The organism is Photobacterium sp. DA100 (assembly GCF_029223585.1).
Taxonomy (GTDB): domain Bacteria; phylum Pseudomonadota; class Gammaproteobacteria; order Enterobacterales; family Vibrionaceae; genus Photobacterium.
The window spans coordinates 3327854-3351262 of sequence record NZ_CP119423.1 but is presented as its reverse complement, the minus strand read 5'-3'; the positions used below and the strand labels follow the sequence as shown (position 1 = coordinate 3351262).

Sequence of the window (23409 nt, the reverse complement as noted above, 5' to 3'; positions counted from 1 at the left end):
AAGAATTTTGCTTGGCGACCATAGCATTATGGACCCACCTGATCCCATGCCGAACTCAGCAGTGAAACGTAATAGCGCCGATGGTAGTGTGGGGCCTCCCCATGTGAGAGTAGGACATCGCCAGGCTTCCAATTTAGATTATCGTGCTGAACACACGGTGATTTGAGTGGAGCGGTAGTTCAGTTGGTTAGAATACCGGCCTGTCACGCCGGGGGTCGCGGGTTCGAGTCCCGTCCGCTCCGCCACTTATTAAGAAGCCTCGTCGAAAGACGGGGCTTTTTTACGTCTGTCGGATAAGTTCGCCTTGCAGGCGAATGAGTCCCGCTGGAGCGCCAGCCCGGCCCTCCGCCACTTATTAAGAAGCCTCGTCGAAAGACGGGGCTTTTTTACGTCTGTCGGATATGTTCGCCTTGCAGGCGAATGAGTCCCGCTTGTGCGCAAGCCCGGCCCTCCGCCACTTATTAAGAAACCTCAAACTAGGCGTCCCCGACGAAAGGCTGGGGTTTTTTACATCTGTCGGTTATGTTCGCCTTGCAGGCGAATGAGTCCCGCTGGAGCGCCAGCCCGGCTGTTCCGCCACTTATTAAGAAGCCTCAACGAGGCGTTCCCGAAGAAATACTTGGGATTTTTTACGTTTCCGACCAATGCTATCGGCTTGAGGCTACAGGCAATAAAGCAATATCTTCGGAATAGAGAAGCCTGAGCTCGTGGAATAGCTGAGTATCTCCTTGTGCGAAATACCAACTTTTCGCAGCATTATTTAATGACACCTTCTGTTTGAAAGAGATATTTGTTGGATCGCCAATTGTCCGAGGTTTAGATAAAGAAAAAGGGTAGCTAAGCTACCCTTGCCGCCAAGGCTAAAGCCTGCGAAATGTAACAGCTATGCGCGTGTTACGATAGGACTCAACGTGTATCCCCAACACCAGCCAAGGCAGTGGTATGGCTAGTGTTGAGAAAGGGGGAAGCGTTAAAGGTTGAGGAAAGTCTTCAATTGACTCACAACCTTTTCTGCCTGTTCTTGGTTCTCCATCTCAGCGAACAGTCGTAAAAGTGGTTCCGTGCCCGAGAAACGGGCCAATGCCCAGCCCCCGTTCTTGAAGTAGACCTTGGCACCGTCGGCATAGCTGACTCGCTCGACCTCCCATTCAAACTCAGGCAACTCTTTGTTGATGTAAATTCGGTCGTAGAGATGCTGGCGCTCGGCTGGGCGGAAGGTACAGTCACCTTCGGCGGTATAGGCATAGCCATATTTGCTGTAGATTTCATCGAGCATTTCCGACAGTTTCTTGCCGGTGACGCTGATCATTTCGACCAGCAAGCTGGAAGCGAATACTCCATCTTTACCTTTGATATGGCCACGTATGGTCAGGCCGCCCGAGCTTTCACCACCAATGAGGGAGTCATCGGCCTCCATTTGTGAGCTGATGTGCTTGAAGCCGACAGGGACTTCGAAGCTCTTTTCGCTATGGTCTGCCGCAATTTTATCCAGTAGGTGCGTTGTGGCAATATTGCGCACAACCGAGCCTTTCCAGCCCTTATACTCAAGCAGGTAGTAATAGAGCAACATCAAGACTTCATTGGGGTGAATGAAGTGGCCTTTCTCATCGATGATCCCGAGACGATCGGCATCACCATCGGTGCCGATACCGATGTCGTAGCCCTCGTGGGCGACAAGGTGTTTCAGGCGGTACAGTGTTGCCGCACTCGGTGAAGGCATCAAGCCGCCAAATGCAGGATTTTGGCCATCGTTGATCACATCAACATCACATCGTCCCGTGATCAGCACGGTTTGCAGGGCGTTTTTGGCGACCCCGAACATAGGATCAATCAGTACTCGCAAGTTGGCTTTTTTGATCGCTTCAATATCGATGAAGTTAATGATGGAGTCGACAAAGTCATTCATCGGGTTGATCAAGGTAATCAGCTTGTCCTCAAGCGCTTGCTCGAAGTCGACTGACTTGACGTCTTTGGCTGTGAGTGTCGCGACCTGCTGTTCAATTTTAGCCGTAATCACTTCATCAGCATCTCGGCCCCCTTCGATGAAGACTTTGATACCGTTGTAGTCGGCAGGGTTATGCGAGGCGGTGATACAGGCCGAGTATGTAGCCCCGGTTTCCTTGGCCTGGAACATAACAATCGGAGTGGGAACAAACTTATTGATAAAGCTGACTTTGATCCCGTTTGCGGCCAGTACTTCGGCAAACCAGGCCGCTGCTTTGTCTGACAGAAAACGGCGGTCATACCCGATAACAAACCCGTTATCAGTAACCTGCTCGGCGATCATGATATTTGCTAACCCCTGGGCAGCCAAGCGCACATTGTCTTTGGTGAACTCTTCACCGATAAGTGCTCGCCAGCCTCCGGTTCCAAATTGGATCATAGTGGAACTCCTATTCTCTCGTAGATAGACGGGGCGCAACTGGCGCCCCAAGATGTGTTAGCCCATAACAACGGTCACGGTATTGGTGCTGCCAGCTGGCTGCACCGGAATGGCCCCTTCAATCAATTCGCCATTGAGGTTAATTGAACGAATGCCTTTGCTGACGCCGTTCGGGTTTTCCACTGTTATCTGATATGTTGCACCGCGCCACTGACGAGTGACCTCAAAGCCCGGCCAATGGGTCGGAATACAAGGGTTTACCGTCAGACCCGCAAAACCAGTCTGTACGCCCAAAATGAAGTTGGTGACAGCAAAATAGGCCCAGCCAGAGGTACCTGTCAGCCATGGGTGGTTAGCTCGGCCATGGTCTTGATGGTCGCGTCCCATGATGAACTGAACGTACGAATAAGGTTCGGCAATGCGTTTTTCGATGATGTCATTTTGGTTGTAAGGGTTCAGGGCATCGTAGAACTTCATTGCCTGATCGCCTCGGCCGAGCTTGGCTTCCGCTACCCAGGCCCAAGGATTGGGGTGGGAGAAGATGGCGCCATTCTCTTTTACTCCCTGGTAAACGCGGGTAACAAAGCCGATGTCATCATTTGGTGTGGCAAACGATGGGGCATTCAGGTGCAAGCCGTATTCCGAGAATAGGTTTTCGTCGACGGCATCCATGGCTTGCTCGCCGCGCTCTTGGGATGCCAGGCCTGACAGAACCGCAAGGGTGTTGGATTCAAGGTGGATGCGCCCCTCTGTTTGCTGGGCGGTACCGATCTTGTCACCGTTTTTGGTGAGGCCTCGGATATACCAGCCGCCTTCCTCGTCCCACAGGTGTTTTTCACAGGCTTCTCGGACATTGGCTGCCATTTCTGTATATTTGGCCACATCCTCGCTATTGCCAAGATACTTGGCCAGTTCGATGAATTCCTGTAGTGCCCAGAAGTGAAGGAAGGACACCATGGCTGACTCGCCCCCGCCAAGGTTCAAGCAGTCATTCCAGTCGGCACGCAAGCCCTTACAGATCCCCGTTTGCCCCACATATTCAGCAGAGAAGTTCAGCGCTGCTTTCATGTGCTCGTAAACGGTCGCATCGCCGCCGTCGGCATAGGTGATCACTTCATCAAAGAAGTGCTCTTCGCCGGTTTCCATCACGTACTTACAGATAGTCGGGATCAGCCAGAGGTGATCGTCCGAGCAGGTATCTTCGATACCGTGGATCTTATCTTCGTCGCTCGGGGTTGGGACAACCGTTGGCGACTTGGAGGGTTTGACATCGGCTTTCTCCGGATCAAACCAGTCGGGATCGAACAGGTGAAGGCCATAGCCAGCTTTAACCTGGCCGCGCAATAGATCGACTAGGCGCTTGCGGGTCATGGTGGCGTTGGAGTGCGGCACGGAAATGGCATCTTGGGCGGTATCGCGATAGCCCAGCCCGGTGCGTCCGCCGACTTCGATGAAGGAGGCAAAACGGGACCAGACCACACAGGTTTCGGCCTGATACAGGGTCCAGGCATTGATCATGGTGTCGAGCCCTTCATTGGGTGACTTGACTTGGAATTTGGCGCAACGCTCATCCCAGTGGGCTTTGATCCCTGCGAAGGCCGCATCGATTTCCTCAGGGTTCTGGTATTTGGCCCTCAAGCGTTCGCCATTGCCCTTGCCGATACCGAGGATGTAAGCAAAGCGGACTTCTTCACCCGGTTGAATGGTGAACTGCTTGTGCAGAGAGCCACAATGGTTGTAACAGGTCTGGGCTGAGTTTGAACACTGGCCTTTTTCAACGGCAATCGGGTTGGCTTCGTCACGGTACAGGCCGAGGAAGCTGTCACGCTGGCCATCGTAACTGTCAGGCGAGAACGTTGAGGCCAGGAAGTAGAAGCCTTCAAAGTCATTAGTGTTGTAGTAGAGATCGTATTCGATCACGCCATCGTTGTACTCCGTACCGGCAGAGTACAGTGACATCTGGTGGTTTTGGTTATCAGACTGAATATGACTGAACGAGAACTCAACAAATGAGAAGGCACTGATGGTACGTGGCTTATCGGTGGTGTTTTTGATAACCACATCCCACACTTCGGCATCTTCACCTTTGGGAACAAAAAGGGTTTTGGTCGCGGTGATACCACTGTATTCACACTTGAACTTGGAGTATGACAAGCCATGGCGGATTTCGTAGTTGGCTTCATCTAGGCTTTTGGCCACAGGCTGCCATGAAATAGACCAGTAGTCGCCTGTTTCGTCGTCGCGCAGGTAGACATAGTGGCCAGGGCGGTCGAAGGTCGCGTTCGGGCGGAATTTGGTCACCCGGTTGTACTCTGGTGAGTTATAGAAAGAGTACCCTCCCGCGTTGTGCGAGATAACGGTACAGAATTTTTCTGTTCCCAAGTAGTTGGTCCAAGGCGCGGGGACGTCAGGACGAGTGATCACATACTCTCTATTGTCGTTATCAAAAAAACCGTATTTCATGGTGTTTCAATCCTTTTATTGTAATCGTTGTCCTGCGCCTTACTCGCAGCGACGGTAATTGATGCCTACTTTGTCTAAATAAGCAAACTGGCCGGCTAGGCGGGCGGTGAAATCTGGCCAGCTGCGTTTTTCCGGGGCTGTCCAGCCGATCTCGGCGATGGCCAGCAAGCGTGGGTAGATCATGTACTCGAATCGGCTCTGGCTATTGATCAGCTCGCACCAGAGGGCGCACTGGATGCCTCTGATACGTTGGTGGGCGGGATCTGAGGTCGGCAAATCGGCAAGGGGCTGGTATTGGTATACCTGCTCCAGGACAAGCTTGCCTGCCCAGTCGACCCCCGCCTCGTCGGCAGAGTCGCCTTGGGCCATATCGAGGTAAGTACTTTGGCCGGGTTGCATCACAACTTCATACCCCGCTTGGGCTGCGGAGAGTCCGGCTTGCTCGTTCAACCAGGAGAAAATAATGGTGTCCTTGCTGACCTTGTCGCCGTGGGTCGCTTCTTCCCAGCCCATCATGCGCTTGCCTTTGCTGTTGAGATGATGCTCGGCAAAGCGCAAGAGGTGGCCCTGAAGCTCCATGGGTTCGGCGTAGCCATGTTCGTCCATCAAAGCCTGGCAGGCAGGGCTATCGGTCCAAACTCCTGTCGGGACTTCATCGGCTCCGATATGGACATAAGGCGCGGGGAAAAGCTCGCAGATTTCATCGAGTACCTTGGTGAGGAAGGTATAAGTCCCCTGCAATGCAGGCGACAAGATGTTGTCGTTGTACCCCTGAATACTTCGGTAAACAGAGCGGTCCTGAGGATCCACAAGTAATTCGGGTAGTGATTTTATTGCCGCACGACAATGTCCCGGGATATCAATCTCCGGGATCACCATGATCCCGCGATCCGCGGCATAGTCGATGATGTCACGGATATCCTGCTTGGTGTAATAGCCGCCGTAGCGGTGGCTTATGGTGGTAAATTGCGGTTGGATTGGCTCGTTGGGGCCACGCCAGGCACCAATGCGAGTCAGTTCCGGGTAGGCATCTATCTCTACGCGCCAGCCTTCGTCATCGGTGAGGTGCCAGTGGAAAACGTTGAACTTGTATCGTGCCAGCTGGTCGAGCAAGAACTTGATCCGCGCCACCGGATGGAAGTGGCGGGCACAGTCCAGCATCATGCCGCGGTGGCCAAAGTGCGGTGCATCGCTGATCTCCACCATGGGTAGGCGACGGGCCGCTTCTGCCCGGTGATTGGGTTGCGGGGGAAACAGCTGCAGCAAGGATGAGGTGGCATAACAGAAGCCGGCTTCAGAGCTGGCCAGCAACCAGATATCATCTTGTTCCACCAGCAGCTGATATGCGCCCTCAGCCAACTGCCCCCGGTATTGGTAGTGAATATTGCCTTGCGGCTGGACGTCGATCGGCTCGTTAAGTTGGCGCTCGAGCTCGGCCTGCAACCAGCGGCAGCAACCTTCAGCCAGAGGGGTACCCAGTGAGATGGCCGAGTGGGGAGTGAATGTAAACTTTCCGACCAGGGCTTTTAGCTGTTGCGGTGCAGGGACGAGACTGATTGCCGCGGCCGGTTCAAGCGGCGTACTGTGACGGTTGCGGTTCGGCTGCTGCAAGCCAAAGGCGGTGATTTCTACCGGCTGAGGGGTGATTAATGGCGTTTGGCCCTCACTGCAGATGAAAGCGTCAATGATTCCATCATCCAGTAGCGTAAACGGCTTGGTCCCTATGGTGAACTCGGTGTAGAAGTGGTCATTGGGCTTTAGCACTTCATCACGGCCAGGGGTTAAGGTGCAGTAGCTTCCTACCTGTTCAAGCTGGCCATGGGTCAAGCTGGTATGGTTGATCCAACGCCCCAGTGTGAAATGCAGTGACCACAGACACAGCGGCCGGTCTGACAAGTTGTGAAGCGTCAGCGCGAGCCGGGATTGATCCGGCTGCTGGTCGATGACGACAAAATCGAGACGAAAGCTCATAGCTACCTCACAATGGGTATAGGTTGTGGTTACCGCGGGCCATGGCCAGCGCACCATCCATCGCGTCACCCAATGGCGGGGTGATGCGCTGTTGCAAAGGCGGGATCAGCCAGGGCCTGATCCGCTCGGCAATACTGCCCATCAGGCAGATTTGATTGGCCCCGCGATGGATCAGGGCTTTCATCCACATTTCTACGTCCGCTGCCGTCTGGTTGAGCAGTTCGATCCCCAGTGCATCACCCCGGTAGGCCTCTGCAAAAATAGCAGGAGAGAATTGGCCGTAATCACAGGGGCGGGCAGTTTTAGACCAGCTGACGATGGCATCGATATCATGGTTGAAGTGGTCAAGCACATGCTCTGCCAGTGCCGTCATGGGACGGATCCCGTCATGGGCCAGCAGGGTTTGCTGGATAAGGCGAAGCCCCATGACGGCGCCGCCGCCCTGATCGGAGATCGGAAACTCGCGTCCGCCAACCACGTGCTGTTTGGTGTCTTTGAGCAAGATCCCGCACGAGCCTGTGCCTGCGATCAAAATTGCCCCGTCGTTACCGCCCCAGGCACCAAGGCAAGCCCCGTAGGCATCGGTGTTTAGGGTGACAGCCCCAAACGGGTGTGGCTGGGCCATAAACTCATACCATGCCGAGCGCTGCTCGGCGCCCGCCAAGGCCAGGCCAACAGACATTGCCGGGTAGCAGTCCTCGGTAAGGCCCGCGGCGGCGGCTGCGGTCGCAATGGCATCGATGATCGATGCCATGGCAACATCAGCGCCCAGCAAGATATTGGCGCTGCCGGTTTTGGCTTCCCCCAGGCAGTGCCCGTTATGGTCGGTGATCCGGGCGCGGCAGGATGTGCCGCCCCCGTCGACCCCGACGTAATAGCGAATAGGATCAGTCATCGTGTCGCTCCTTGAATTGCAGCGTTACAGCCAATAAATACCATGCGGCATGGGGGATCCATTGCTCCCCCCAGCGCCAGTTCTGCAACATATCCTGATGGTAAGGGGCCGGGTTAAAGGCAATGTCATGCTCGTTGTCGACCCCAGAGGTGATACCGTTGCAGATGCCGCCTCTCGCATTGAAAAAGCCGAGCTCTGGCAGGTAGTCCGGATTATTGCGGCCGTGGCCATCAAGCATCGAGATATCAAATGGGTTCAGTCCCAGCAGCCAATCAAGCAAGCGTTGGCCATAGGCTTTGAGCTGGGGGCGCAGTGGCTGGCAGCTTGGTATGCCCGCGGCAAGGAATGCCATACTGGCAAGCGAGGCCAAACGGGCATTTTCTCCCTGCCACCAGTAGCCGGTTTCGTTCTGGTGGGGAATGAAAAATGTGGCTGCTTTCTGGCCGTTAAGAGGTTTGGTGTACTGGCGCGGGTAGCCAAACGGGTTGGCCACGCCATGGGTAATATTGAGTTCGAACGCGACGGCATTGGCGATAACCTTTCCCAGTCGTTGCCGGCGCTCTGAGTCGGGTTCGATGGCCAGATACTGGAGCAGGCTGATCACCGGCAAGCCGGCTTCGGCTGCATGAAAGTAAGGCCGGCTGCCATCGTGGTTAGCAGACCAAAAATGTTGTTGCTGCTCGTCACTACATTGCCGCTTGGCCAGCCTGTCGGCCCAGTGACGGGCCTGAATTAAGAAGTCCTCATCGCCGATGGCACGGAATAATTCTACGCTAGCCAGCAGCGCACAGTATTCATCGATAATATTCTCGGTACCGTCATTGAGGTATTGGGTGTTGTACTCGATCAGGTGCCAGTAGCCTTGTACGGCAGCCTTCAGATAGGCATCGCGGTTTATTGCCGGGTAGCCTATGTGTTGTGCCGAAGAACTACGCAAGATCCGGCTAGCCGCAGCCAAGGCAGCAATAGCTACGCCCCCGCCCTGACGGAAGCCCGCTTGGAAATCGTCAGACTTGTCGCCACTCTGATGGGCGTAGCTGCAGATCTCACGCTGATCGGTTTGCTTGCTCCATTTATCGAACACGGTGGTGTAGAAGAAGCCCTGCGGTGATTGCATTTTCAGCAGGAAGTCAGCTCCATGAAGGGCTTCTTCCAGCAGCCGGACCCGGCTGAAAGCCGCGAAAGACTGTTCGTCGGCCAGCTTTTCGAATGCTGTCAGCATATTCCATACCACCATCGGAGTCTGCTGGGGATTGAAATAGTTGCTGAAAGAAAGGTGACTCAGGTATTTGCTGACGTCGCCGGATGCGTCGTACCAGCCACCGCGGACATCAACTCGGGTATCGGTGCCAAGTAGCGGTATAGCTTGATCCGCAAGGTCAAACTTACCGCCGCAGCGCTGGGATTTAAAATAGTGCAGGACATCGCTGAAAGTGCGCGTCATCAATAGCCCCTCGGCGATGGCAAATGGCTCCGACAGGATTTCACCAACACGCATCAGGTAGTCCCCGCACTTGTTGAGTGCGGAAAAGTCGACCGTGTAGGTGAGTCCTGTATGCCATTGATCGACCGGACCACAGGCCACAAGAGGCAGCTGCATAATTGGCTGGTGGCTGTTGGCACACAGTAGCTCGGCATATTGGGTGTCAATGGCCGAGGACGCTTGGACGACTGCTTGCTTATGGCCAAATTGCTCATAGCCTAAGTGATTGATTAACAGCTGCATGATCCCTCCGTTAATTCTCGTACAGGTAACAACGCACGAAATGGTTGTCGGAGAGCTGGGTAACTCCCGGCAGTTGCTGGCGGCACTTGTCGGTGGCGTGGGTACAGCGACCGGCAAATGGGCAGCCTAGGCTCTCCGGTGTCCAGAGCGGGATCTCCCCCTTGTTCCCCTTGAGCTTCTCGTGGATCGACTTCTTCGGATCCGGCACTGCCGATACCAGCAGCTGGGTATATGGGTGCTGGGGATCGTGGATGATCTCCTCGGTGTCCCCCCATTCGACCATGTGGCCGACGTACATCACCGCCAGATCTTCAGCAATGTAGCGCGCGGTTGCGATATCGTGGGTGATGTAAAGCAGCGCCATCTCGCGCTCGAACTTCATCTCTTCCATCAGGTTGAGGACCCCGGCCCGGATCGACACATCGAGCATCGACGTGGGCTCGTCGGCCAGGACCACCTCAGCACCGACGGCAATGTTTCTGGCCAGGTTCACGCGCTGGCGCTGGCCGCCAGAAAGCTGGTGCGGGTACTTGGCTGCTGTTTCTTTCGGCGGGATTAGACCAACCTGTTCGAGCAAATCGTAGACCTTCTCTTCCAGCTCCTTCTTGTTGCCCTTGCTCACCTTGTTGTGGATCAGCAGCGGGCGGGCAACATGGTGGAAAATGGTATGGGTCGGGTTCAACGAGCCGAACGGGTCTTGCCATACCATCTGGATTCCCTGGCGGTATTGCATCAGATCGGCTTTTTTCTCAATGGTGGCAATATCGCGCCCGTAGTATTCAATCTTGCCGGCTGTCGGGGCATACATTTTGGCTATCATCTTGGCCGTGGTCGATTTGCCCGAGCCGGATTCGCCGACGACGGAGAGGCCGCGGCTTTTGTACATCTTGAATGACACGTCGTTGATAGCGCGCATCATGGATTTCTTCAGCGAGTTGCTGTTGACCGGGAAGTCCTTAACCAGGTTCTTCCCTTCAATAATTGGTTGTCCGGTTGGCTTGCTCATAATGCTTCCTATTACTTAATCCTTAACTGCTCTTGTGGAATAGGTGGCAGTTACTAAAACGGCCGTGTTCCAACTGGCGAAGCTGGGTTGCTTGGCTAAAGCAGGCGTCATGGGCTTTGCCGCAGCGGGCCTGGAACCGGCACCCGGTCGGTACTTCCAGCAAGTTGAGCGGGTTGCCCGGGATCCCTGTCAGGCGGGTTTTCGGTCCGGTCAGCGGTGGGAATGAACTGCCCAGCCCTTCGGTATAAGGATGGAACGGGGTTTCCAGAATTTGCTTCGACGGTGCGACTTCAACCAGCTCGCCGGAATACATGATGCCGATACGATCGGAGAACTCGACCATCAAAGACAGATCATGGGTAATGAACAGGATAGAGAAACCGAATTCTTCCTTCAGGGCGTAGATCTTTTGCAGGATCTCGCGCTGTACCACCACATCCAGGGCGGTTGTCGGCTCATCCATGATGATCATCTTTGGATTGAGAGCCAGGGCAATGGCGATCACCAGACGCTGGCGCATACCGCCAGAGAACTGGTGCGGGTAGTCACGCAGCCGGCTAGGGTGGATATCAACGATTTCCAGCAGGCCTTCTGCTCGGCGCACTGCCTGCTGGCGGGTCATGGCGGTATGGCGCATGATCACATCGCAGAACTGCTCCTCCAGTGTCAGCACCGGGTTGAGGGCGTTCATCGCACTTTGGAAGACCATCGAGATCTCGCTCCAGCGAAAGGCAGACATCTGCATGTCATTGAACTTCAGGATGTCACCGTGGCCGTCGAAGATAACCTCACCGCCGGTGATAAATGCAGGCGGCTTGTGCAGGCGCATCAGGGAAAAGGCCACGGTGGATTTACCACAGCCGGACTCACCAGCCAGCCCAAAGATTTCGCCTTTGCCGATATCGAAGCTGACGTTGTTTACCGCACGCACATCACCGGCATCGGTAATGTAGTCAACGCACAGGTTGCGGATAGAAATTTGTGGATTGGTCATTATTTCTCTCCCCCTTCAAGGGCTGGCTGAGGCTTGATAGTGGCCTGAGCGTGTTTCTGGTTTTCTTTAGCCATGTTCTTCCAGCGGCGCATGCCTTTGTGCGAGCGCAGCTGCGGGTTGGCGATTTCATCGACTGCAAAGTTAAGCATCGCCAGACCAACGGCAATGAATGTCAGGGCCAGACATGGAGCCAACAGTTCCCACCAGGCACCGACCAGCATCGAGGAGGAGGTCTGTACGTTGTAGAGCATGATGCCCCAGCTAATCGAGTTCGGGTTACCCAAGCCCAGGAAAGACAGGGTTGCTTCGGTCATAATGGCGAGCATGACCGAGCCGATGAAGCTGGCGCCGACAATGGAAATCAGGTTAGGCAAGATCTCGACAAAGATGATGCGCACAGGTGATTCGCCCAAGACCTCTGCCGCCTTGACGAATTCTTTCTCACGCAGGGACAGAGTCTGGGCCCTGACTACACGGGCACCCCATGCCCAGGAAGTCATCCCGATGACGATAGCGATAGTGAGAGGGCCCGCCTGACCAATGAAGGCGGCAATCACGAACAACAGCGGCAGCTGGGGGATCACCAGCATGATGTTCATAGCGGCTGACAGGATGTCGTCGACACGGCCACCAAAGTAACCGGCGGAGACACCGATAACCGTTGCCAAGAAGCACACCATGATCCCGGCACCGAAACCGACAGCCAGTGACGTACGGGCACCGTAAACCACTTGAGACCAGACATCCCGGCCCATGCGGGTGGTGCCTAGAACGTGGTCAGCATCCTTGGACATCCGTAAGGTACGCTTACTATCGGCCAGGCTGGTTGCCACCCAACCGTCAGGGTTATTCTGCGCAGCCTTCACGACAAAGGCCGGGTATTCATGCGGGTTACCGGTACGCTTATCAGGTGCGTGCTTGGTGATCATTGGGGCAAACAGCGCACCACAAACGAAGGTCGCGATGATGATAAGGCCCAGCATAGCTTTGGCATTGCCAGAGAGTAGTTTAATTAGTCCTTTCATGATTATTTGCCTCCCTTACGTAGGCGAGGATCCAGAGCAACGATAAGAATGTCGGCCAAGAAGTTGAAGAACAGCATGAACATCGTCATGATCAGTAGCTGGCCCTGCAGCACTTGGTAGTCACGGGTGTTAATGGCATTGAGCAGTACAGTGCCAAGCCCCGGGTAGTTGAAAATCATCTCGATGATCAGTTGGCCACCGATGGCCATACCGATAGCCATGGACAGGGCGGTGACACTCGGCAGCATGGCATTTCGGGCGGCGTACTTGAAGACCACGCGGTTTTCGCTCAGGCCCTTGCCTTTTGCCATCGTGATGTAGTCTTCGTTGAGCAGGTTGATCATGTTGTTACGCATGTTGATCAGGAAGCCACCGATCTGGATGATCGTGGCGCAGAACAGCGGCAACACGGCGTGGTAGCCCACATCCAGGTAGAAATCCAAGCTGGTCCAGTCAGGCGTTGTCCCCGGGGTGTAGGCATAGGTCGACGGGAACCACTTGGTGCCAATCGCGAAGGTGTAGAGTACCAGCATGGCCACGACCACAGGTGGTACGGCTTGCACCACCATCATGCCCGGAGAAATGAAAGCGTCGTACTTGCTGCCGCGCTTCCATGCCGCAAAGATGCCGAGGGTCGAACCGAGGCAGAATGCCAAGATAACCGCGGTCCCTGCCAGGAACAGTGACCAGCCAACGGCATTGCCCAAAACGTCGTTAACGGTTTGCGGGTAGGTCTGGATGGAAATCCCCAAATCCCACGACAGGATTCCTTTTAGGTAGATCAGGTATTGCTGGTAGATAGGGCCGTCGACAAAGCCCAGCAGCTCTTTCATCGCGGCAATACGTTCTGGGGTCACCTGCACGGCGGCATTGGCAAACATCATGGTGACCGGATCACCGGGCATGGCCCGGGGAATAATAAAATTGAGGGTTATTGCGAACAGGAGCGCAATAAAATAAAAGCTAAGTCTGCGTATAAAAAATCCCATAACTCACACCTTAAAATATCCAGCTTCTCTAACCAGATTTCAGACACACTCTTCCCTGACCACTGGCCATAGTTATTTCTAAGGGGGAAGGTTGAAGGGGCGGTGCGCAAGGTGCGCACCGCAAATTGCGAAAATTACGATTTAGGTTTTAGGTCAAGTACTTGCAGTAGACGCTCTTGGGTGTTGGTGATTGGCATTGGACGCCCTTTCGGGTTGTTCTCGTTCCACCAACCGGTAAAGCGTGAAGTGTTGTACTGCGAGGTGTAGGCACCAGACATGACTGGGATGGTTACCTGGTTCTCTGCAATGATCTTCTGGATAGCGTGAGCCATTTTCACCTGCTCATCGCGATCTGCCGTCTTGTAGAAACCAGCCAGTAAGCTATCTAGCTCCTTGCTCTGCCAGTAGTGCAGCGCGAAGCGAGGCATGCCTTCGTTGGCCTGGAAGCGAGAGTGGTAAGCACTATCCCAGTAGGTGTAAGGATCCGCACCGTGGAAGTAGTTGGTGTACGCCACATCATACGTCGCATCTAGCATCGCCTGGTTGTATACCGAGAAGTCCGGGGTGCTGGCCTTGGCCTTGATGCCCACTTCCTGAAGCATTTCAACGCTGAGCTGTACGGTATTGTTGAAGTCGGTCCAACCGTTAGGCGACTGGATAGTCAGCTCAATGCTCTTGCCGGTCGGGGTTTCAACATAGCCATCACCATTGGTGTCTTTGAAGCCTGCTTTCTTCAAAAGGGCCTTGGCGTTAGCAACGTTGTAGGTCATGTATGGCTTGTACTTCTCGTAGACCGCATTGTCGGACCATGAAGCAAATGCCTGGCCCAGGCCTGATGCGTAGTCATTCACCACACCGCCGCCGTAGAAGGCGATATCAATGATCGTTTCGCGGTCGATTGCCATTGAGAAGGCACGGCGGAAGTCAATGTTGTTGATGGCTTCGTGGTTGCCCTTGTTCGGCGTATTGTAGTTCAGCATGAATGCCTGAGTACCACCGGCAGGGTACCAGTACTTGTTGTTCGGGCTAGCGGCGGCGTAGGTGCTGTCCACATCCGGAATGAACGCGTATGTCCAGTCAAACTGGCCGCTCAGTACCTGGCCAAGGAATTGGTCGTTGCCACCCACCTGCGGCAGGCGCAGACAGTCCACGTCTAGGTTGGCGTTGTCCCAGTAGTTCGGGTTACGGCACTGGGTGTATAGCTGAGGGGTAAAGGTATCGATTTCGGTAAACGGACCGGTACCGACAGGGTTTTCATTGGTAAAGCGTGTAGGATCGTCCACCTTGCTCCAGATGTGCTCTGGAACCACTGCAACTTTGGAGATCAGGTAAGGAACATTCGAGTTCGCTTCATTTAAGCTGAAGGTCACTTTGTCGCCTTTCGCTTGGACACCTTTCAGGCGGGCATTGATACCAGTGCGGTCAAGCTCTGGGTGTTTTTTCAGTAGTTCGAAGGTGAAGGCAACATCTTTGGCGGTAAAGGTTTTGCCGTCAGACCATTTTACGCCATCACGGATTTCGAAGGTTACTTGCATCAGGTCATCAGACATGTAGTAGTCTTTTGCCAAACGCATGACCGGCTCGTTGCCCTTCAGCTCATTGAACACAACCAATGGTTCGAAGATGAAGTCATAGGTGGTATCCAGCTGAGTCTGTAGGTAAGGGTTAAAGTTACGTACAAAGGTTGGGTAGAACTTAGGCACCATGGTTAGCTCGCTGCGCTCTGCAGCTGACGCCACTGGGGCGGTTAACATAGTTGAAGCGGCTGCGACAACGGCTAGCGCTAACTGGGTTTTCTTTATATTGGCAAGCATAGCTGTTCCTTACTCTTTGCTCTTAGTTTCACTTATGGAAAAAGCCCCGTATGCACGGGGAGGAAGAACCTACTTTGTTCAAGTTGAGTAACGCACCTGAACAAATGGCCTTGTAGGCTCTGTGTGCCTTAAGGAAACTCCGGATTAACAAAACGGTCAATCAGGCTGCCCGTCAAAAACGTTAAATTCACGCTTCCCTCCGTAAAAAACGTTAATAACGGACTGTGATCCAGCGCCCGCCCTCGACGGAGGTGTGCGGGAGGTCGCGTTTTTTATTTTTCTGTTTCATTAGTCAATAATCACCACGCCTAGTTAAGTTAATTTAAAACAATAACTTACGCGTAGGTGATTTCGGTGGGAATGTAACAGCGGAAAAAAACAGCTTAATTCCTTGCGGAAAATTTATGCGGAGACTTTGTTGTGATTACCTTCTCATAAACTGAAAGTTTTCATCGGAACAGCTGGGTTTGACGCATCATATGGCTAGAGTTGCGGAGTTTTTGGCCACTGTTTCGGTTTGTCATCTCGCGGCTTTTGCATTTTTCTAAGGATAATTTGAGGCAAAAAAAAGCCTGCACCAGGCAGGCTTTCCGAGGGGGCGCGCGCTATTGATTGATAATGTGCTGCAGCTGCTCCTTCATTGCCAGCAGCTCGGAATGGGCCGCGGTATTGCAAGGGCTGCGCTCAAGGACAAAATCAATGGTACTGAGTACGGTACGCCAGCGGGGCGTTTTCGGCAGGGTTTCCAAATGCAGGTATTTATCCAGCGTGCGGGTTTGCAGGGTGCTACGGTCGAGATAGACCCGCCACAGGCCACTTTCCTCTGCCAGTTCAAACTTGGTTTTTTGGGTCGACTCTTCCCAGTGATTGAGGGTGGTTTTCATGATGTCGACCAGCAGCTCCCGCAGGGTGTCATTCTTGCTTTTGCTGTTGCCCTCGAGCTTGTCTGCCAGGGAGCAGAACTCGTCACCCAGATGGCGCAGCTTCTGCAGACTGTCCTTGTTGCGGTTGAAGGCGAACCCCGACAGTACTTCGACGGCATTTTCGAGCACTTCTATACGGTGGCTGCTGGTTTGGCCTTGGTTATCGAAGATAAACATCCTTTGTAGTCCCGACTCTTCGGGGAGATTGATGACATCGGTATCAAGGGACTGGAGGCTATCGCCGATCCGGAACATCAAGCTGCCGTGGAAGTGGTGACTTTGGCTGATATCCTGAGGCAGGTGAGTGGCCAGGATATCTTCGATATGGTGGCGCTCAACCTGCTCCGGCGAGCGGTTGAAGAGCTTGCCTGCCGCGGCATTGGCATAGCGTATCCGCCCCCCGCTTTGGACGCAGAGAATTGCCTCGTTGGAGGACTCCAGCAAGCCAAGCAAGCGGTTTTGGGTTTCCAGCAGGCTGTTTTCCACCTGCTCCCGGCGTTCGATTTCTTCGGCAAGGCGCTGGTTCTCCTTGAGCTGACGCTCGGTTTGCCCGGCTTTGAGGTGGGCGCCGATCCGTGCCGTCAGCTCCTCTTTGTTGAACGGCTTGGTGAGGTAATCATTGGCCCCTGATTCGAAGCCTCGGATCCTATCCTGTACCTGCCCGAGTGCCGACAGCATGATGATCGGGAGATCCAGCATATTGTAGCGCTGGCGTAATTGTTCACACACTTCATAGCCTGACATTTCCGGCATCATGATATCCAGCAGCATCAGTGCTGGCTGGTGGCTCTCGACCAGTTTCAGCGCTTGCGGGCCACTTTCTGCGGTGATCACCCGGTAACCCTCGAGGCGGAGGAAGTTGTGAAGCACCTGCAGGTTCACCGGCTCATCGTCAACAATGAGCAGCAACTCGCCATCGGGGTTTTCCTCGATGTGCTCCAGTTCGTAGGCCTGGGCTTCCACGGAGGGAATCTGGAAGTGGCGGCTGCGGTCGGACAGCTCGCTGTTGGCAATATCGGCTTCGGAAGCGAGGTTGAGGGTGAAACTGAAGGTGGTACCGATCATTGGCTGGCTGCTGACATACAGCCGTCCCCCCATCAGCTCGATGAGCTGGCGGCTGATTGACAGGCCGAGGCCGGAGCCTTGGCGGTAGTTGGCCGACTGGGTATTGGCCTGGATCAGTGGCTCGAAGATGTGTTCCAGCTGTTCGGCCGGGATCCCCTGGCCGGTATCGACCACCTGAATGCGCAGCTGGGATTCTAGGATGGTGGCGGAAAGAATGATTTTTCCTTCCGAGGTGTACTTAATGGCGTTGCCGACCAAGTTGTAGAGAACTTGCTCCAGCCGCTGTTCATCACCCTGTACCAGAGGCAAGTCATTGGGGATCTGGTTGATGATACGTACCGGTTTGCTGCCGAGCAGATGGCCGGAGAGCTCCAGTACCAACCTGGCAGCGGAGGCAACATCCACCGCTTGTTTATGGATATCGAGATCGCCGTAGCGCATCTTGTGGTAGTCGAGCAGATCATCAACCAGGTTGGTCAGTCGCTGGCCGCTGTTGATCATCACTTCAAGCTGGCGCCGTTGCGAATGCTGGACCGGGCCGTTGGCACCGGCCAGCAGCGACTCGGCAATCCCGACCATGCCATGGAGCGGGGTACGCAGTTCATGGGATGTGGTGGCCAGGAATTCATCCTTGAGTTTATCGGCGGTCTGCAGCTCTTTGTTTTTCTGCTGGATGATCTGGATACTCTGCTCCAGCTCGTTGTTTTGCTCGCGGATCAGGGTCATTTTTTCCCTCACCGAGGACTGCATCCGGGCAAAGCTGATCGCCAGACGACCGATTTCGTCACAGCGCTCGGTTCCCTCGATCTTTTGGTCCATGTCACCGGCCGAGACTTGTTCCGCAGCCCAGGTGAGACGCAGCAGGGGGGCGGTGATGGAGTTCGACAGCCAGTGCGAGGCGATAATGACCAGCACAATGGCCGTCAGCATGGCAACAAAGAAGATCACCTCTAGCTGGCGGATACGGGCGAAGGCTTCTTCTTCTGGCAGCTCGACCACCAGCGCCCAGGGGCTATCCATAATGGTGAGCGGGGCAAAGGCACTGAGCACGGGAACACCGTTGAAGTTGGCGAAGCTGCCGACGCCGCTGTCTCCCTCAAGGGCACGGTTGATGCTGCTACTGGAAAAAGAGGCAGGATCATTGCTGGAGGTCGGCAGTCTGGAGCGGTGGTCTTGGCCTACCAGCAGGGTTTGGACCGAATAGGAGTTATTGCCGGTATCACTAAGGAAGTCGCGGATTGATTGGTTGCTCAGCTTGAAGAGCACGTAGCTGTGCAAATAGCCTTGCTGGATGATTGGGGCGGCAAACCACGCGGCAAGATCCGCTTCGCCTTGTGATTGGCTAAAGTCGGTAAAGGTAACCGGTACTTGATCGGTTTCTCCTTCTGAACGTTCGGTTTTTTTCTGGATTGCCGAGAACGTTTGGCTTAGTGCCGGGTATGTCTGGGCTGATTGCGGAAGGTTAATGCCGAAGATGTCAGGGCTATTGGCGGCATAGACAATATTCCCGCTGATATCAACCAGTAGAATGTCACTGAAGCTTGAGCGCTTGAGGTACTCTTCGTAGGCCCAGTTGTAGCGTTTGTACATCAGCCGGTAGCGCTCGTGACCTATATAGTTGCCGGTATCCTGTTCGCCGGCTGACTTGTTGATCAAGGTTTCGGTGTAGTAGCGGCTCCTACCGGTATTGCGTAGCACCTCGGAGATATCGCCGAGCTGGTGGTAAGCACCGACCAGGCCATAAAAACGCCCTCCGCTGGCATTGGCCAGTTCGGAGCGGGCAAAACTTTGTACCTCTGATTCCCGGCTGGCAAAGAAGTTGTTGAGTTGTTTCTTCTTGTTGTCGAGCAGGGAGGCAAGGTGATTCGTGCTCTGCTCAGACAGATCCTTGGTATGTGAGTTCAGGAAGAAGAGGGCCGACAGTATTAACGGGGTAATACTCAAAACTAAAAAAGCCAGCATTAAGGTGTGCTGGAGACGCTTTAAACGGGTAGTCTGCTGCATGCCAGTGCCTGAAATTACCTGTGAGACAAGCTGTGAACAAGGCTCATCTATAGCCTTGATTTATAATGAAATGATTGCTGGTGGTGACCGGTAAATTGACGGAGTCAACGGTTACTGGTACGGAATATTCACCATAACGTTCAGTTATACTGTGTTTTTTCGCTGAAGCAAGAAAGTGGATGCGGAAGCGTGTGCCGACACACAGATTTGGTGCTGGTGAGGTTGTGAATGACAAGGTTATTGCCCATATTTCGCCATTTTGTCTTGGAATGTGGGCAAAGGCCGGGGAGGCCGGCCTTGTGGTTGTTTGGTTAGCCGTTATTTTTTCGCGGCGTAAATGCTGAACTTGTTGTTCTTGGCAATTGTTTCGCAGCTGCCGAGGCTATCCTCAATCAGTGGCGGATAGCGCAGAAAACTATTGGCCACGATGATCAACTGTCCTTCGCTGCGCAGGTATTGCGGTGCTTGAGCGATAAAATCTTCGGTCGCCGCATAGAAGGTTTTCAGCCCGGCATGGAACGGAGGGTTGCTGATCAGGTAATCGTACGGGCCTTGCAGCGAGGCATAGACGTCGGTTGCCGTAAAGGTCCCCTCAAGTTGGTTGACCCGGAATGTCTCTTCGGCTGAGGCAATCGCCAAGGCACTGATATCACAAAGCTCCAGCTCGATAGACGGGTTGTTGGTCTTCATCACGGCACCAATCACACCGGCACCGCAACCGAAGTCCAGTACGCGGCCTGTCAGGGCGGGCAGGGTATCAAGCAACAGCTTGGAGCCTTGGTCGAATTCACCGTGACTAAATACGCCCGGCAGTGAGCGGATAGTCAGCTCGGCACCCGCGATATTCAGCGGGTAGCTGCGGAACCAGTCGTTGATGTCGAAGGCCGGTGCCGGCTTGTCACAGCGTCCCCAGAAGAAGCTGCAGCGTCGGGCCGAGTCGTACTTGGTCAGCTTGCCGTAAGGGGCAAACATTTTTTCTGCGCTGCGGACACCGCTGCGGTTTTCGCCGACCACGCAGATTTCGGTTTCCGGGCCAAACTTAGCCAGTAACATGGCCAGCAGGTATTCCGCCTCGGCTTTGGCTTTCGGCCAATACAGCAAGATCATATCGATATCGGCTTCTTCGCTGAACTCGGCACCAAACACGGTGTGAACGCTGTTGTGGGAAGACATGCGGCGGGCATAGCCAAAGTTGGTGGTAAAGATCGTTACCGACGAGGCGGTCTGCGAGAGCTCAGTTGGAAAGGTGTCATCAAGTTCGCCGGCCACTAGGACCTTGCGGTTTTCAAAAAATTCCAGCTGGCGGGCGGCAACCTGGCTAGCAGCACTGTATGACATAACGACCTCAAGAATGGATGAAAGCTGTATTGGGGCGCGAATTGTTCCACAAATTCGTCGATAAGAAAAGACGGGCCGGGGAAGGGCCCCCGGCCAATCTCATCAGTGATGGTCCTGGTGTTGCAGGAAGTCCTGGAATTCGGTTTCGTAGAGCTTGAACAGTACCAGGGTGACGGCGAAGATGATGGGGCCGTAGATCAGGCCAATCAGGCCAAAGACATGCAGACCACCGATAATGGAGAAGAAGATCAGTAGCGTACTCATGCCAGAGCTGCCCTGCATCAGCAGCGGTCGCAGGAAGTTGTCTATCGAGCCGACGACAATGGCGCCCCAGCCAACCAGGAACAGGGCCCATTCCCATTTACCAATCAGCAGTAGGTAGATACTGGCCGGTAGCCAGATCAGCGCGGTGCCGACCACGGGGATCAGCGAGGCAAAGGCCATCATCGAGCCCCAGAACAGCCCCTGAAAGCCAGCCAGCCACATGGCAAAACCACCGGCAAAGCCTTGGGCGAGAGCGGTAAGGAATGAGCCTAAGACAGCAGACTTGGCGACCTGCTCGACTTCATTGAGTACCGCATCTTCCTGGCTGCGGGAGAGCGGCAGTACATGCCTGATGGTTTGGACGATCTTGTCGTGGTCGCGGAGCAGGAAGAACAACACGAACAGCATTAGCATGAAATTGATCAGGAAGTTGGTGGCATCACCCAATAACCGGGCACTGACGTTGAGCAGCTGGGCGCCGAACTTTGACGATGCCGTCGCCACTTTCTGGATCACCGCTTGGGTATCGAGTGGCTCGAACGGGGAGTATTTCTCGATAAGGGCCAGAAGCTTGACTACGGATGGGTGGGCCAATACTTCCTGAACACCGCCGGAGGTTAGCCAGGTATAGCTCTCTTTGGAAAAGGTCGTCCCCTGGTGGATGATCGAGCTGAAGACCACCAGCATCGGGATCACGATGATGAAGGTCAGTAAGGTACAAGACAGTACCGATGACAGGTTGGGCGAGCGAGGCATCAACTTGTCCAGCTTGACATGCAGCGGGTAGTAGAGCAGCGATATGATGAAGGCCATCACGATAGGGCCGATGTAGGGCTCAATCAAGGTGTAGCTGGCGTAGGCCGCCAGCGCCAAAGCGGCAATAAGCATCCAGTGGCGTGATTCAACTTTGAATGGTTTGGGCACGATGCATCCCTTCTCGATAGTATTGATGAGGCGATAGTTGCAGTTTGGTATTATGATTGCACCACATTGCTTGCGAGGCAATCGATAATATCTGCCTGATTTTCCAAGAGAGGAGGTACGAAGATGGGGTGCTGTGATTGTGGTTGCGAGACCAAAAAAAAGCGGCGGGTCCCGATGGCGGCCTGGGTGCTGCTGTCACTGGTGCTGTTGGCGGTTTGGTTCTGGCAGTAACCTAGACGGATAGGCAAGAAAGCAACAAGCCGCTCTCAGAGCGGCTTGTGTCTTTATGGTGGCCCGTTTGACTCGAACGCGGATTACGCAGTCGCTTCTTCGGCCAGGGTCTTGAAGGCGTACTCTGCCGCTGCCAGTGTTGCTTCAATTTCCTTGTCGCCATGGGCAAGGGAGGTAAAGCAGGCTTCAAAGGCTGAAGGGGCCAGGTAGACACCTTTTTCCAGCATCAGGTTGAAGAAACGCTTGAAGCGTTCAATGTCGCACTTGGCCACGTCGTCGTAGCAGGTAACTGTGTCCTGATCGGTAAAGAAGAAACCGAACATGGCGCCAACCTGGTTGGTTTTCAGTGGGATACCGTACTTGTCAGCCAAAGCCTGGAAGCCATCAGCAAGACGCTGGGTTGTGTTGGCAAGTTGTTGCTCGTGACCTTCTTTGGTCAGTACGCTCAGGCAAGCGTGGCCAGCGGCCATGGCAACAGGGTTGCCCGACAACGTACCGGCCTGGTAGACCGGGCCGGTTGGGGCAATATACTCCATCACTTCACGGCGGCCGCCGAAAGCACCGACAGGCATACCGCCGCCAATAACCTTGCCCAGCGTGGTCAGATCCGGTTTGATGTTGTAGTAACCCTGTGCACCACCGTGAGATACACGGAAGCCGGTCATGACTTCATCGAGGATAAGCAACGCGCCGAATTCATCACAGATCTCACGCAGGCCTTCCAAGAAACCCGGTACCGGTGGAATACAGTTCATGTTGCCTGCTACCGGCTCGACGATAATACAAGCGATCTGCTCAGGGTGTTCAGCAAATGCTTCGCGCACAGACTCTAGGTTGTTGAAAGTACAAGTTAGGGTGTGCTTGGCAAAATCAGCCGGTACACCCGGTGAGCTTGGCTGACCCAGGGTCAGGGCACCAGAGCCGGCTTTGACCAACAGGCAATCGGCGTGGCCGTGGTAGCAGCCTTCGAACTTGATGATCTTATCACGGTTAGTGAAACCGCGGGCCAGGCGGATCGCACTCATGGTTGCTTCGGTACCCGAGCTTACCATACGGACCATTTCCATTGACGGTACCAGTTGGGACACCATTTCAGCCATGGTGATTTCCATCTCGGTTGGCGCACCGAAACTCAGGCCCTGCTGGGCCGCGTTGATCACCGCATCGCGAATCGCGACATGGTTGTGACCAAGGATCATCGGACCCCACGAGCCAACATAGTCAATATAGGCTTTGCCATCGGCATCAAAGATATAGGCGCCATCTGCGCGCTCGATAAATAGCGGGCTGCCGCCTACGCCGGCAAAGGCACGGACTGGTGAGTTAACGCCACCAGGGATCGTCTGTTGCGCTTTGGCAAATAAATCAGCTGACTTGCTCATTGTGATGTCCTG

The 23409-nt window shown here is 54.4% G+C and carries 14 protein-coding genes, 1 tRNA gene and 1 rRNA gene; 2 read left to right on the top strand and 14 right to left on the bottom strand.

All coding sequences use genetic code 11. The features are described from left to right. Window positions 1–10: 10 nt before the first annotated feature. Together rrf and PTW35_RS15230 are read left to right on the top strand one after the other, a co-directional pair. Window positions 11–126: ribosomal RNA gene (rrf, locus tag PTW35_RS15235) — 5S ribosomal RNA — on the top strand. A 42-nt stretch (window positions 127–168) separates the two neighbouring features. Continuing rightward, window positions 169–245 (top strand) — tRNA-Asp (locus PTW35_RS15230). A 725-nt stretch (window positions 246–970) separates the two neighbouring features. Here the strand turns inward: PTW35_RS15230 and PTW35_RS15225 are convergent. The 14 genes from PTW35_RS15225 to hemL form a co-directional block, all read right to left on the bottom strand. Continuing rightward, entirely contained in the window at window positions 971–2383 is a 1413-nt protein-coding gene (locus tag PTW35_RS15225; protein WP_281025714.1) for a phosphoglucomutase/phosphomannomutase family protein, read from the bottom strand. A gap of 57 nt (window positions 2384–2440) precedes the next feature. After that, window positions 2441–4846 (bottom strand): N,N'-diacetylchitobiose phosphorylase, encoded by a 2406-nt coding sequence (locus PTW35_RS15220; protein ID WP_281025713.1) that lies wholly within the window; start codon window positions 4844–4846, stop codon window positions 2441–2443. A gap of 39 nt (window positions 4847–4885) precedes the next feature. Next, the gene (locus PTW35_RS15215; protein ID WP_281025712.1) at window positions 4886–6817 is read right to left on the bottom strand and encodes a beta-N-acetylhexosaminidase; all 1932 of its coding nucleotides are present in this window, start codon (window positions 6815–6817) and stop codon (window positions 4886–4888) included. Between the two features lie 7 nt (window positions 6818–6824). Next, window positions 6825–7712: an N-acetylglucosamine kinase gene (locus PTW35_RS15210; protein ID WP_281025711.1), complete on the bottom strand. Its 888-nt coding sequence runs from the start codon at window positions 7710–7712 to the stop codon at window positions 6825–6827. Beyond that, window positions 7705–9438, bottom strand: coding sequence for a glycoside hydrolase family 9 protein (locus PTW35_RS15205; RefSeq protein ID WP_281025710.1), 1734 nt, complete (start codon window positions 9436–9438; stop codon window positions 7705–7707). The genes PTW35_RS15210 and PTW35_RS15205 overlap by 8 nt, the downstream gene beginning before the upstream one ends. A gap of 10 nt (window positions 9439–9448) precedes the next feature. Continuing rightward, entirely contained in the window at window positions 9449–10444 is a 996-nt protein-coding gene (locus tag PTW35_RS15200; protein ID WP_281025709.1) for an ABC transporter ATP-binding protein, read from the bottom strand. Between the two features lie 22 nt (window positions 10445–10466). Continuing rightward, the gene (locus PTW35_RS15195; protein ID WP_044624238.1) at window positions 10467–11438 is read right to left on the bottom strand and encodes an ABC transporter ATP-binding protein; all 972 of its coding nucleotides are present in this window, start codon (window positions 11436–11438) and stop codon (window positions 10467–10469) included. Further along, window positions 11438–12463 (bottom strand): ABC transporter permease, encoded by a 1026-nt coding sequence (locus PTW35_RS15190; protein ID WP_281025708.1) that lies wholly within the window; start codon window positions 12461–12463, stop codon window positions 11438–11440. Before PTW35_RS15190 ends, PTW35_RS15195 begins: the two co-directional genes overlap by 1 nt. 2 nt (window positions 12464–12465) lie before the next feature. Further along, on the bottom strand, window positions 12466–13452 hold the full coding sequence (locus PTW35_RS15185; protein ID WP_044624236.1) for an ABC transporter permease: 987 nt from the start codon (window positions 13450–13452) through the stop codon (window positions 12466–12468). 134 nt (window positions 13453–13586) lie between these two features. After that, a complete protein-coding gene (locus tag PTW35_RS15180; RefSeq protein ID WP_281025707.1) occupies window positions 13587–15266 on the bottom strand; it encodes an ABC transporter substrate-binding protein in 1680 nt (559 codons plus the stop codon). Window positions 15267–15871: 605 nt separating this feature from the next. Continuing rightward, window positions 15872–19258: a response regulator gene (locus tag PTW35_RS15175; protein ID WP_281025706.1), complete on the bottom strand. Its 3387-nt coding sequence runs from the start codon at window positions 19256–19258 to the stop codon at window positions 15872–15874. A 318-nt stretch (window positions 19259–19576) separates the two neighbouring features. After that, a complete protein-coding gene (gene rsmC / locus PTW35_RS15170) occupies window positions 19577–20596 on the bottom strand; it encodes a 16S rRNA (guanine(1207)-N(2))-methyltransferase RsmC (RefSeq protein WP_281025705.1) in 1020 nt (339 codons plus the stop codon). Window positions 20597–20698: 102 nt separating this feature from the next. Then, window positions 20699–21784 (bottom strand): AI-2E family transporter, encoded by a 1086-nt coding sequence (locus PTW35_RS15165; protein ID WP_281025704.1) that lies wholly within the window; start codon window positions 21782–21784, stop codon window positions 20699–20701. A 314-nt stretch (window positions 21785–22098) separates the two neighbouring features. Further along, window positions 22099–23397, bottom strand: coding sequence for a glutamate-1-semialdehyde 2,1-aminomutase (gene hemL, locus PTW35_RS15160; RefSeq protein ID WP_281025703.1), 1299 nt, complete (start codon window positions 23395–23397; stop codon window positions 22099–22101). Window positions 23398–23409 lie beyond the last annotated feature (12 nt).